This window comes from Flexithrix dorotheae DSM 6795, from assembly GCF_000379765.1.
GTDB lineage: Bacteria > Bacteroidota > Bacteroidia > Cytophagales > Flammeovirgaceae > Flexithrix > Flexithrix dorotheae.
The window spans coordinates 195021-208163 of sequence record NZ_KB903431.1 but is presented as its reverse complement, the minus strand read 5'-3'; the positions used below and the strand labels follow the sequence as shown (position 1 = coordinate 208163).

Here is a 13143-nt window from a genome sequence, read left to right as displayed (position 1 = left end):
TAAAATACACACTCTAGTGCAAATGCCCTAATTTTTTTAACAGTTTTTTAAAAAAAGATTGATAGAAACTAAATCCATGGAATATAGCCAATGGCTGAATTTCTTATTTGAAAGTGTTAAAACATTGGTATTTTAGGGCATATGCCCTATTTTTACCAAAATAATTTTTCTTTCAACTGATTCGGGCCCGCATGGATTCGTCCCTTGAAAAGGAAAATAGATTACTTATTTAAAACTCAATTTCCATGGGCAACATCTCAGCAATTGATTTCAGTGTGATCATATTTTATATTCTGGGCATTTTGGTTGTTGGGATTTTGGTAGGTCGGAACCAATCTGCCAATCCAGACAGTTATTTTTTGGCAGGGCATTCCCTTAAATGGCCTGCCATAGGCTCCGCACTTTTTGCTTCCAATATTTCCACCGTACATTTAGTAGGATTGGCTGCATCAGGCTTTAGCGATGGTTTAATCTGGGGCAACTTTGAATGGATGGCGGTATTTGTATTGATTATCCTGGGGTTAATTTTTGCTCCTTTTTATTATAAGAATAAAATTGCTACGCTTCCAGAGTTTTTGGAAAAGCGATATAATGCGGTGGTCAGAAGCTGTTTGGCATTTATGGGATTATTAGGTGCGCTTTTTATGCATATTGGTGTAAGCTTATATGCCGGAGCAATAGTTTTTGAACATTTCTTTTCCATAGATGTATATGTATCCATTTTCACCATTTCCTTTATCACTGCATTATACACGGTGATAGGCGGCCTCCAATCCGTGGTGGTGACAGAAACCATACAGACAGTTATTTTAATAGCCGGATCGGTAATCCTGACTATTTATGGTATCCTTGCCCTTCCGGAAAATGGAATTGATTGCTGGGAAGCTTTAAAAATTGCAGCAAAACCAGAACAGTTAAGTATCATCCCTACTGCTCAAAACTCCTCAGGGTTGACCTGGCAGGCAATAATATTAGGATATCCAATATTGGGGATTTGGTATTGGTGTGCAGATCAGACCATTGTACAACGGGTTCTTGGAGCCAAAACCCTGAAAGATGCCAAAATAGGGCCTCTGTTTGCCGGAGGCATTAAAATTCTACCAGTTTTTATCTTTGTTTTCCCCGGAGTTTTAGGTTATGTATTATTTAAAGATATCATTTCGGAGCCAAATGATACCTTCCCGGTACTTATTACCGAATTGTTACCTACTGGCTTAAAAGGATTAATGGCTGCCGCCTTATTAGCGGCCCTGATGAGTACTATTGCATCAGCCTTAAATAGCGCAGGAACCCTGGTTTCCATTGATATTGTTAAAAGGTTTAAACCAGGCATTACCGGGAAACAACAGGTTTTAATAGGCAGAATTACCGCAGTTATTGTCATGTTTGTGGCAATTTCCTGGTCACCCTTAGTGGCCAAGTTTAATAGTATTTTCGAAGCCATTAATATTTTATTGACTGTCATTTCCCCACCAATTACCACTGTATTTATTTGGGGCATATTTTGGAAAAGGGGAAATCACATTGGGGCAGTCGCCACATTTATTGGAGGTTTTTTGCTGGGACTTATCGCTTTTTTGATAGACTTTCCAGTAGTAGGAAACACCAAAGTGATTACTGAGGTATGGGGAATTTCCTTCTTAATGCAGGCCTGGTGGCTTTTTGTATTTTGCTCGGTCATTTATGTGGTTGTCAGCTTATTAACCCCAAAACCTGATTATAAAAAAATTGAGAGCTGTACTTTGAGTTCACCACTGGCCTTTTTGCAAAAGGAGGACGGGGAACATTTTAATCTGCCCTTATTACTTTCTGGAATTTTAGTGCTCATCATGATTTTGCTATATGTCCAGTTTTAGAAAAAAGTATTAATGCTTCAATCATCTATCAAATTATTAGAAACTAATTACCATGAATAAAACAATCGTCATTAAAAAAGGATTATCAGCTAATTTAAAATATGAATTGAATGGCGGTGCGGGTTCAGATGCCATCCATAAAACGCCAATTTATGCCTATGCAGTGTGCAGGTTAGAAACAGACAAAGGCATTAATGGAACAGGCCTGGCATTTACCCTTGGAACCGGAAATGAATTAGTATGTAAAGCCATAGACTATCTGGTAAGCCACATTGAGGGCAGAGAGATTAATGAATTGATGGCAAATTTTGGTCAGGTTTCAAAAAATATGGCCGAAGACCCTAATTTTCGATGGTTGGGTCCACATAAAGGAGTAGTACACTTAGCCCTTGCAAGTGTGGTTAATGCCTGTTTTGACCTTTGGGCAAAAGCTCATGAAGTTCCTTTATGGAAACTATTAATAGAATTACCTCCTGAGACGCTTGTCAACACCTTAGATCTTTCCTATCTTGAAGAAATAATGACCACAGAGGAAGCCATTTCCATTTTAAAAAATCAAGCCAATACGAAATCTACCCGGGAAACTATTTTAGAAACGGGCTATCGGGGTTATGACACTTCTATCGGGTGGTTCAATTACAGTGATGAAAAAATAAAAGAAAACATCAATAAGGCAATGGATCAGGGCTTTACAGCTATGAAGTTAAAGGTAGGTTCCCAAAATTCTCAGCGGGATATCAGAAGGGCAATGCTTGTTAGGGAAACTGCTGGACCAGCTGCCACCTTAATGCTGGATGCCAACCAGCAATGGAATTTACCCCAAGCCATTAAAATTTGTCGAGAATTAAAACAAATAAATCCTTATTGGATAGAAGAGCCTACCCATCCTGATGATATTGCGGCTCATGTAACCCTTGCAAATGAAATACAACCTTTAAAACTGGCCCTTGGAGAGCATGTACCCAACAAGGTGATGTTTAAGAACTTTTTACAATCAGGTGCCATGCATTTTAACCAGGTGGATGCAGTGAGGGTTGGAGGTGTATCGGAGTTTATTGCCATTAGTTTGATGTCGAAAAAATTTGGAGTGCCGGTAGTTCCTCATGTGGGAGATATGGGACAGATTCACCAACACCTGGTCCTGTTCAATCACATTTCTATCGGACATGAGGCCATATTTTTGGAACACATCCCTCATTTAAAAACATACTTTAAGTTTCCCGCAAAAATTACAGGTGGATTCTACGAAGTTCCACAAATTCCTGGGATGAGTACTGACTTAAAAAGTTATTAGCTTCACATACTTTTGAAATGAAAGTGAAAAATCACTATATGCTCCCTAAAATCCTGAGACCAATAGCCATTATTGGTGCAGGTGGGATTGTGAAAGAGGCTCATCTTCCGGCCTATAAAAAGGCTGGTTTTGAGGTAAAAGCCATTTTTGACCGGGATTTATCAAAAGCAAAGGAACTGGCTGAAGCGTTTAATATCCCCAAAGTTTGTGCAAATATCGAAGAACTGATAGAACAGGCAGAAAAACATCAATGTATTTACGATATTGCCTTACCAGCTTCAGCATTTTTATCCGTATTGTCTAGTTTACCCAAGGGTGCTCCTGTGTTGTTACAAAAACCGATGGGGGAAGACATTACCCAGGCCAAAGCCATTTTGGCATTGTGCCAAGAAAGAAACTTGCTGGCTGGGGTAAATTTCCAACTTCGCCATGCCCCATACATTGTAAAAGCCAAACAGCTCATAGCACAAGGTTTAATTGGACAATTGCATGATGTGGATGTAAGAATGAATGTATTTACACCATGGGAGCTATGGGAATTCCTTTTTGGATTACCCCGAATGGAAATTCTCTATCACAGTATACATTATATTGATATGATCAGGTATTTTTTAGGAAATCCCCAAAGAGTACTGGCCAAAACCACAAAACCACCCCATATAAAAAACCTTTCTTCTACCCGCTCCTCTATTATTATGGATTACGGTGCGGAAATCAGGGCAAATATTAATACGAACCATGGCCATAATTTTGGTTTAAAACACCAGGAATCCTATTTTAAATTTGAAGGGACTGAAGGAGCCATCAAAATTAAGATTGGGGTATACCTGGATTACCCCAAAGGACTACCCGATGAGTTTGAGTATTTTTCAGTTAAGGAAGGTAATTGTTGGCAAAAAGTTAAAATCAATGGCACATGGTTTCCTGATGCTTTTATTGGTCCTATGGCTGGCCTTATGTGTAAATTAGAAAACCGAGAATATACATTTATTAATTCCGTAGAGGATGCATTTCATACTATGGAATTAGTGGAGGAATGTTATTTATCCAGTGGTTTATAATGCTGGAAAAGTAAAGGAAATATTTTTAAATGATGAAAAAACATTAAGTATTTATCCCAATAGCATTTCTGAAACTACTCACCTATCAGAAGCAGCAAAATAAAAAATCAATGAATTTTATTAATCGAAGCAAAAAACAGGCATTGACGCTAGGGAACACATTAAAAATAAATTTAATGTGCCTGTCTGTATTGATTTTATTATCAAATTGTAAAACAGAAAAAGACCAAAATGTCACCCAAAAACCTAATATCATTTTAATATTGGCAGATGACTTTGGGGTAGGTGATATCCAGGCCCATTATCCTGAAAATAAAATACCCACACCAAATCTTGATAATCTGGCAAATGAAGGAATGAGTTTTTTGGATGCCCATAGCAGCTCGGCAGTTTGTTCACCCACCCGCTACGGATTACTTACCGGAAGGTACAATTGGAGAACTCCTCTACAGGAATGGGTGCTGGCCTGTTATGAACCGCCTTTAATCAAAAAAGAAAGAACTACTTTACCTGAAATACTAAAACAAAATGGATATGCCACTGCTTGTATTGGGAAATGGCATTTGGGTTGGCATTGGGAAGGGGAACATGAGAGCGAAAGGATTGAAAGGAAAAATGAGCTAAGAAAATACAACTGGGATTTCACAAAACCCATTAAAGGAGGACCAACCGAGCATGGTTTTGATTATTATTTCGGCACTCACGTCCCCAATTTTCCACCTTTCACATTTATAGAAAATGACCGGATTCTTGTTCAACCTACCTCCCTGTATAAAAAGGAAGATTTTGAGGGCGAATTTATGCCACAAGTATTCGATAATATGCCTATGGCTCCTGGCTGGAAGTTTGAAAATATACTACCGGAACTTACAAACAGGGCAGTAAAATATATTCATGAGCAAAGCAAGAAGACAGAACCATTTTTTCTTTATTTTTCCATGACTTCTCCGCACGAACCCGTATCACCATCCGATAATTTTAAAGGAAAAAGTGGTATTGCTCCAATTGCCGATTTTGTAATGGAAACAGACTGGTCCGTTGGTGAGTTGCTAAATGCGATTAAAAAAGCAGGAATTTCAGAGAACACTCTAATTATTTTCACAGCCGATAACGGCCATTCCCATTATACAGGCTGGAATGACCTTGTGAATGCCGGACATATGCCCAGTGGACCGTATCGCGGTCATAAAGGAGATATTTGGGAGGGTGGTCACAGGGTCCCTTTTATTGCGAAATGGCCCAAGAAAATTCAACCTGCCTCTTCCAGCAACCAGCTTTTGTGTCTAACGGATGTTTATGCTACGGTTCATGATTTAATTAAAAACGAGCCAACTCCGGCTAATGAAGGGGAAGACAGTTTTAGTATACTACCAGTGCTTTTAGGTCAGGAATCAAAATCAAAAAGAGAGAATTTAGTCAGCCATTCTGTAGATGGGGAATTTGCGTTTCGCAATAATGAAGGCTGGAAAATTGTTTATCGGCTTCCAGAAGAGAAACTAGATTTGTCGAGAGGCAAACCGGCAAAAGTTGAACTTTATAACCTGAAGGAGGATATTCATGAAGCACAAAACGTATTGGAAGATTATCCGGAGGTGGCAGAATCCTTAAAGAAAGAACTGGAAGCTATCGTTGACAGGGGAACAAGCAGAACAGTGGCAAAACAGGCAAATGATGTGGAAGTCAAATTTGACATTATTCAGAAAACCAGATGGGCTGAGGAGTAACCACTTCCTTCCGAAAATGACATAGTTGAAAATCAATTATGATTATCAAATTCTTTGTATTTTAGTCGGAATTTCCAAAAAAATCCACTTTGTGCCTAAAAACAAGCTATATATGAAATCTCATTTTCTTCTGGTTATTTTAGTTTTTCTGATATCCAATTGTGATTCCATGGACTGCGAGAACCTGAAAACCGGGACATTCAGATTGCATGGCGAAGATGGGACAACCCACATTATCAAGCGAACTGAAACTCATCAATCTGAAACAATTGAGGAATCGGGGTTAGTTTCCGAATTCGATATTGAATGGTCAAATGAATGCGAATATAAACTTTTCAAAAGAAGAGTAACTGCAGGAACAGACAGATATCCAGATATGATAATCGATACCCTTTTTTGCGAAATTTTGGAAATAAATGGAAAATTCCATACCACAAAAACCTCAAGTAAAGAATATAAATTTACCGCAACCGCCAAATTAGAGAAAATAGAATAAATCTTTTTAGGGAATCAGTTGAATTTCCCACGGAAAAAAATCAATAAAGGTTTTGGATTCCCTCAGAAATAGAAGAGAAAAAACTAATGCTTTTGATTATGAAAAGGCAGCAGTCATCAAACCAGCCGGTTTTCTCCTTTGGCAATAGAAGATTTTAATTCAAGGAATGTCTGTACTGTAATGGCGTTTGATTTGTTTTGTTTTTAAAAAGTTTATTGAAAGATTGCGGATATTCAAACCCCAACATATAGGCAATTTCACTTATGGATAAATCAGTGATAGACAAAAATTCCTTCGCTTTTTCTATGAGTACATTTTGAATATGATGCTTTGTGCTCATTCCGGTTTGGTGACGCAGCATATCACTCAGGTAACTGGGTGAAATATTCAGTTTTTCGGAAATGTATTGCACCGTGGGCAGTCCCTTTTCCGGGAATTCATTCTGGTTAAAATAAGCATGAAGCAGATTTTCCAATTTGACCAGAATATCATTGTTTACCACTTTTCTTGTAATGAATTGACGGTTGTAGAAACGGTTGGAATAATTAAGCAATAAATCGATATAGGAAACAATGAGGTCCTGGGTAAAATTATCAATTGATGTATGGATTTCATGTCTGATATCCATAAACATTTTGCTTATCATTTTATCCTCAGTTTCGGATAAATGCAAAGCTTCATTTACGGCATAGGAGAAAAAACCATATTCCTTAATCTTTGCAGCCAAAGGATATTTTTGAAAGAAATCGGGATGCACGTATAACATAAAACCCTCTCCCACTGAATCATTTTCCAATTCTATTTTAAGGATTTGTTTTGGTGCTAAAAAGGTCATTACCCCTTTATCGAAATCGTAATATTGTTGTCCGTAGCGGAATTTTCCCTTTACGTTCTTCTTTATGGAAATGGTATAGAAATGATGTGAAATAGCTTCGTCTGAAATTCCACAGCAAGGAGGTACATCCTTCAAATCAACCACACTTACCAGGGGATGTTCCGGGCTTTTTATGCCAAAATGTTTATGCAGTTTAGGAATTGATTCTATGACCAAGGGTGGAGAAACTTTCTTATTCATATTTCTAATTTAAGAAAAACAGCTGAAACAATACAGCTGTTTTTCCTATGGTTTGGTTAATCAATTGAACTCATATCATTGTACCTGTCTCCCGTTTCTGTGGAGATAGGTATGATGCTTTCTAACCGGTCTAAATCCTTCTGAGACAATGAAATGGAAGTAGCCGCTATATTTTGTTCCAAATAACTAATTCTTTTTGTTCCAGGAATGGGTAAGGCGCCTTTGGCAATGGTCCAGGCCAGGGCCAATTGAGTGTTTGTAATCCCTTTTTCCCCAGCCATTCGCTGAATTTCATTTAATAATTCAAGGTTTTTTTGGAATTGTTCCCCTTGAAATTTAGGTACAGTTCGTCTGAAATCATTTTCAGGAAAATCCTCAGGCGACTGAAACTTACCAGACAAAAATCCACGACCCAATGGAGAATAAGCCACCAGGGTAATGCCCAATTGATCCAAAGTATCCATTATTCCTCTTCCTTCCACACTACGCTCAAAAAGAGAATATTCCGTCTGAACAGCAGATAATGGGTGAACCGCATGGGCTTTTCTGATAGTTTCTGAAGACACTTCGGAAAGTCCTATGTATTTCACCTTGCCTTCTTTCACCAAATCAGCCATTGCTCCAACTGTCTCTTCTATTGGAGTATTCTTATCCAAGCGATGTAAATAATACAAATCGATATAATCTGTCTTCAGATTTTTGAGCGAACGTTCAACCGCTTTTTTCACATAGTCCTTTTTGCCATTTATAGCCCAGGTAATCTGGCCACTGTCATCTATTTCCACTCCAAATTTGGTGGCAATGTTGTATTGATCCCGATTTCCACCAATAGCTTTGGCAATGAGTTGTTCATTTAAAAAGGGGCCATACATATCAGCAGTATCCAGAAAGTTCCCTCCCAACTCCCATGATCGATGAATGGTGGCTATTGCCTCTTTTTCATCTGATTTACCATAAATATCTCCTCCGGCAAAGGTTGTCATGCCCATACAACCCAAACCTATTGGTGGAGTAATTAGTCCTTGAGTTCCCAGCTTTCTTTGTTTCATAATAATTTATTTTTTGATTACATAACAAAGTTCTTCCCTTCAATTGACCATAAAGTATCCAAATCTCGGAAATAAATATCCATATTGAAGTAATTTCAAATTACTCAGGCTTAAATTATAAAGATCTTTTAAGCATAAATCCTTTCCTATGCTTTAAATTTATATTGTAGATTTTTTGGTAACCTTGCGGTATACTATAAACAGCCAACACATAACTAAACCTCAAAGCTAAAACTTTTCAATAATGGAAAAACACAAAAGAAACCTGCAAACCAATCCAACTGCCCAAACCCCTTTTGCCCAAACCTACTTTCACGGCACTAAAGCAGCGCTCAAAATTGGAGAATTTATTGAGCCAGGGATTCATTCCAATTACGGCAAAAAAAACAGGGCAAAATATATCTATCTGACTGCTACCCTGGATGCTGCGATTTGGGGAGCTGAGCTTGCTTTAGGCGAAAAGCCTGAAAGAATTTATTTAGTAGAGCCCACTGGTGCAATAGAAGATGACCCTAATTTAACAGACAAAAAATTTCCCGGAAATCCTACCATGTCTTACCGTTCAAAATTTCCATTTAAAGTAGTAGGGGAAATTACGGTGTGGCAAGGCCATTCCCCGGAACAAATCAAAACAATGAAAGACGGACTTGCCAAACTTGCTGATCAGGGCATTGAAGCCATAGAGGATTAGGAAAAATATAGAAACTGTCTTAACTTCATTTAGCATGAGGGATTAATTTCTGAAACTTTTGCTTTCATCATAGTCAGTATTAAAAGCACATTAACACTTTATTACAACTCCTGATTGTCTTTGACAAAAACCATAGTTGAACTAACTTACATAGAATTTGAATCGCAATTTTTCAATCAATTAAAACAACCAAAAAATGAAAAACCCGGTACAATGGTTTGAGATCGCCACAACAGATCTTGAAAGAGCCAAGAACTTTTATGCTAAAGTTTTTGATTTAGAATTTCAATTCATTGAAATGCCAGATAGTAAAATGTATATGTTCGGTGAGCCTGACAAAATAGGATCTGCAGGGTGTTTGGTTCAGTCGAATGAGACCACCCCAAGTGCTGATGGTACTGTAATATACTTTTCTTGTGAAGATGTTTCGACTCAGGCTTCCCGGGTTGAGGAATCTGGTGGGAAAATGCTTATCCCCAAAACAGATATTGGTGAATTTGGTTTCTTTGCCCAATTTACGGATACTGAAGGCAATCGAATTGGCCTGCACTCCAACAAATAAAATAACCGAACCGGACCAGACCGGGCGTTAACCTTTAAGCCCACTGAAGTGAGGGGAAAATTAGTTTTCCCCTCCTCAAAATTTGAAATTTCCAGGACAGAGATTTTCAATTATTCTCAATTAAAGCGACACGAGATAATTCCAGAGCAAAAAATATCAGGGGAAGATTTTTTTCTGGTGATAAGCTAAATTTAATTTATTTTAGTTTTAACCATTATCAGCCATATGAAAAAAAATAGATCTGGTGTAATTTTGAGCCGTGATCAATCAAATAAGAAATAGCATCTTTACCAGATTCCTTTGGGGATTTATGGGACTTTACCTGCTCAACATCAGTGTGGATACCGCAGATCCGCATCCTGAACACATTCCCGAGGATTTATCATTTAACGATCAGGAAAGTATTGTGGAAATTGTGGTGGAGAAAATTCTGGGAAATGAAAATGCCATTAAAGAATATGATGATCCGGATACACAGGACCATAGCAGGGAAATTAATGTTAAAATAGATCTCTTTGCCCTTAATACCTTTTGTTTAACTATAAAACCTTCAATAGCTGAGAAAAAAAAGCAGGAATTTCCTGCTTATAGATTTTTTCTGGCCAGCGGCTTTCAAAAGCTTGATACTCCCCCTCCCAGGATTTGATTTGTTTTTTTAGACCTGACTAAATCCCCTTTCTAAAATGGAAGCGGGACCAATTTCTAATGCTTAAAAACAAATTAAAAATGAATATAAAATATATATTGATGTCAATTTTACTATTGACATTCTCCACTTATAGCCTTGCGCAAATTACTGATGCCGAAAAAGACAGCCTTTACATCCAACAGGTGGAAAACCATAAAAACCCTGATAAAGTTTTACATGCTGAACCCCTCTATATTGACCTGATTCGGGACTTGGGGGCAAGGAAAGGGGAAAAAGAATGGAACCTGGGTTTGGGGCTCACTGATAAATTAAAATTTGATTCTTATGAGGCCTTAATAGAATACGAATGGGCACCCATAGACAGATTGGGTTTAGAAGTAGAATTACCCTTTACCTTTTATTCACCGGTAAATGGCACTGAGAGAGATTCAGTTCCTTCCAATCTATTGAATAGCATTAAAGTCGCTGTTCAATGGTCATTTTTTGTAAGTGAGCCCATGGCCACTTCCATGGCCCTGGGTTACATCAACGAGTTTGAACTATCCGAATTTAGAAACTTTGGGAAACCTTTCACTAAAGGAAATGTATACAATCCTTTTTTCGTAATAGCCAAACGCTGGGGGAATAATTTCCATTCCCTAATTTACACAGGACCAATAATTGAGCAGAATTTCAGCACGAATAAAATCCACACCACTTACGACATCAATACTAGTTTTCACTACATGATTACCGGTACAAGAAACTTTATTGGTATTGAATTCAACAAAACTTTTGATCATGGGGATTTTGACATGACCATGCGACCTCAAATGCGATTAGGTATTGCAGATAACTTGTTGATTGGAATTGTGGCGGGAATTCCCGTGAGCAGGGAAAATGAGAGATTAAGCTCTTTTGTTCGTCTGATTTGGGAACCAGGGCATCATAAGAAGTAAAAAAGCCACCAATCATACAGCTCTCCGGAAGGTTAAATACTTCCGGAGAGTAAATTGAATCACATCAGTTATCTTTTTATCAAGTTGTACCAATGGTTTATGGCATGAAGGCTGTCCCTTCAAAAGGCTGATGAAGAACTGGACATTAGTTTACCTATTACTCTTAGATGAAATAGTTTTCCCCACAGGCAATGTAAAGCTTTCTCTAATTTTGATATTCTATCATTGAAGCTTTTCCAAAACCTGCGCAAATTCCGAAATAACTGATTTTCCTTTTGGAGGAAGTTCGCTTTTTGAAAGGGGATTCTTCTCCTCCGGATCAACCTCTAAATTATAAATTTCCCCGGAGCCATAAAGTTTCCATTTGGTATTTTGAACATATCTGCTAGGCTCAAATTTTCCCCAATTTGGATCGTAATGGCAAAAAACCCATTCTCTGCCTTTTCCTTTCCTTCCTAGCAGTTGGGGATAAAAACTTTTTCCGTCTATTTGAATCTTTTTTTTTATCTCTTTTTGTCCGGAGATATCAAGCAAACTCGGCAAAAAATCGGTAAAATCGATCAAATTAGGGTTAATACTTCCAGCTTCAATGGTACCAGGCCAGCTTGCAATAAAGGGGACATGCGTGCCTGCATCGGTGGTAAATCCCTTATTCCCTTTTATGGACTTTCCCTTCCACTGGGAGGTGACATCTCTATCGGTACCATTGTCACCAATGAATAAAACCAGGGTATTTTCCCCCAGGCCCAAAGCGTTAATTTTGTCCACCAGTCTTCCCACGGACTGATCCATGTAGTTCACCATTTCCCCAAAATATTGTGGATCATTGGTTTTACTTTGGCTGTCAAAACCATCAAATTCAGCTGAATTTGGTGTGGGGACAAAAGGATCATGAGTAAGGCACATGGGAAAATAAACAAAGAAGGGCTGGTTTTTATTTTCTTCAATAAATGATTCAATATAATCCACAAAAACATCAGGACCATAGCCATCCTCATAAGTCTGTAAGCCTTTACCTTCGATTTCTACCGTTGGGTTTTTGTAACGTGTTCCCCTGTCTTTTACCTGCCACAAACAATATTGATCAAATCCGGCATCTTTTGGAAGTGTCCCTGTTCTTCCTCCAGCCAATTCCTGCTGCCGGGCATTTCCATACAATTGCCATTTTCCGGCAATACAGGTTTTATAACCAGCCTCCTGAAAATAATGTCCAAAAGTTTTCTCATTAGAATCCAGTAAACCAAATCCGATATAATTCCTGAAATTATATTTCCCAGTCATAATCTGAACTCTTGAGGGGGTACAAAGGGGGGTGGAAAAACAATTTTCAAACCTCATCCCTTCTTTAGCCAATTTGTCTAATCTGGGCGTCTGGTAACTTTCACCACCATTACAGCCCAGGGTTTCAAAACCAAGATCATCTGCCATTATCAGAATGACATTCGGTTTATCTGTTTCATTCCTTTGAGCATTTGAAAAGAAAGAAAACCCAAAGCATAAATTAAGGAATATGAGGATTATAGATAATTTTCTAAAATTAAAAAGCATTTTCAATTGAATTTTATCAAGAATGATGGAAGCGGAAAAATCGCTATTCTCCACTAAGTAATCAAATTATCTTACCTTAATTTTTTTGTGATTATTAAATTGATCTGGAAAAAGGCCATTTTTTTCTTACAAAACCATCCCTCAGGACTATTTTTGGAGAAGCGCCAGCCTTAGCATAACTTAGCAGATTATTTCCTATG

12 protein-coding genes are annotated in these 13143 nt (G+C 38.0%); 9 read left to right on the top strand and 3 right to left on the bottom strand.

The features are described 5' to 3' along the window. The first annotated feature begins 245 nt into the window (after nt 1-245). The 5 genes from A3EM_RS0104735 (at nt 246) to A3EM_RS0104710 (ending at nt 6431) form a co-directional block, all read left to right on the top strand. Nucleotides 246-1856, top strand: coding sequence for a sodium:solute symporter (locus A3EM_RS0104735; protein WP_020527027.1), 1611 nt, complete (start codon nt 246-248; stop codon nt 1854-1856). A 52-nt stretch (nt 1857-1908) separates the two neighbouring features. Continuing rightward, on the top strand, nt 1909-3150 hold the full coding sequence (locus A3EM_RS0104730) for an enolase C-terminal domain-like protein (RefSeq protein ID WP_020527026.1): 1242 nt from the start codon (nt 1909-1911) through the stop codon (nt 3148-3150). 17 nt (nt 3151-3167) lie between these two features. Further along, nucleotides 3168-4211 (top strand): Gfo/Idh/MocA family protein, encoded by a 1044-nt coding sequence (locus A3EM_RS0104725; protein ID WP_020527025.1) that lies wholly within the window; start codon nt 3168-3170, stop codon nt 4209-4211. 110 nt (nt 4212-4321) lie between these two features. Further along, on the top strand, nt 4322-5935 hold the full coding sequence (locus tag A3EM_RS41555; RefSeq protein WP_063745006.1) for a sulfatase family protein: 1614 nt from the start codon (nt 4322-4324) through the stop codon (nt 5933-5935). 112 nt (nt 5936-6047) lie between these two features. After that, entirely contained in the window at nt 6048-6431 is a 384-nt protein-coding gene (locus tag A3EM_RS0104710; RefSeq protein ID WP_020527022.1) for a hypothetical protein, read from the top strand. 154 nt (nt 6432-6585) lie between these two features. Here the strand turns inward: A3EM_RS0104710 and A3EM_RS0104700 are convergent, their stop codons facing one another. Together A3EM_RS0104700 and A3EM_RS0104695 are read right to left on the bottom strand one after the other, a co-directional pair. Beyond that, nucleotides 6586-7506, bottom strand: a complete 921-nt coding sequence (locus A3EM_RS0104700) for a helix-turn-helix domain-containing protein (protein ID WP_020527020.1) — start codon at nt 7504-7506, stop codon at nt 6586-6588. A 56-nt stretch (nt 7507-7562) separates the two neighbouring features. Then, the gene (locus A3EM_RS0104695; RefSeq protein ID WP_020527019.1) at nt 7563-8555 is read right to left on the bottom strand and encodes an aldo/keto reductase; all 993 of its coding nucleotides are present in this window, start codon (nt 8553-8555) and stop codon (nt 7563-7565) included. A gap of 244 nt (nt 8556-8799) precedes the next feature. Between A3EM_RS0104695 and arr the strand changes: the two genes are divergently transcribed. The 4 genes from arr to A3EM_RS0104675 all read left to right on the top strand — a co-directional run bounded on the left by arr (nt 8800) and on the right by A3EM_RS0104675 (nt 11395). Then, nucleotides 8800-9246, top strand: a complete 447-nt coding sequence (gene arr, locus A3EM_RS0104690) for an NAD(+)--rifampin ADP-ribosyltransferase (RefSeq protein WP_020527018.1) — start codon at nt 8800-8802, stop codon at nt 9244-9246. 196 nt (nt 9247-9442) lie between these two features. Beyond that, entirely contained in the window at nt 9443-9808 is a 366-nt protein-coding gene (locus A3EM_RS0104685; RefSeq protein WP_020527017.1) for a VOC family protein, read from the top strand. A gap of 259 nt (nt 9809-10067) precedes the next feature. After that, nucleotides 10068-10454, top strand: coding sequence for a hypothetical protein (locus A3EM_RS0104680; RefSeq protein ID WP_026210099.1), 387 nt, complete (start codon nt 10068-10070; stop codon nt 10452-10454). An 80-nt stretch (nt 10455-10534) separates the two neighbouring features. Then, nucleotides 10535-11395 carry an HAEPLYID family protein gene (locus A3EM_RS0104675; RefSeq protein ID WP_026210098.1) on the top strand — a complete coding sequence of 287 codons (861 nt, stop codon included), beginning with the start codon at nt 10535-10537 and terminating at the stop codon, nt 11393-11395. Between the two features lie 222 nt (nt 11396-11617). Here the strand turns inward: A3EM_RS0104675 and A3EM_RS0104670 are convergent, their stop codons facing one another. Next, on the bottom strand, nt 11618-12943 hold the full coding sequence (locus A3EM_RS0104670; RefSeq protein WP_044237582.1) for a sulfatase family protein: 1326 nt from the start codon (nt 12941-12943) through the stop codon (nt 11618-11620). Nucleotides 12944-13143 lie beyond the last annotated feature (200 nt).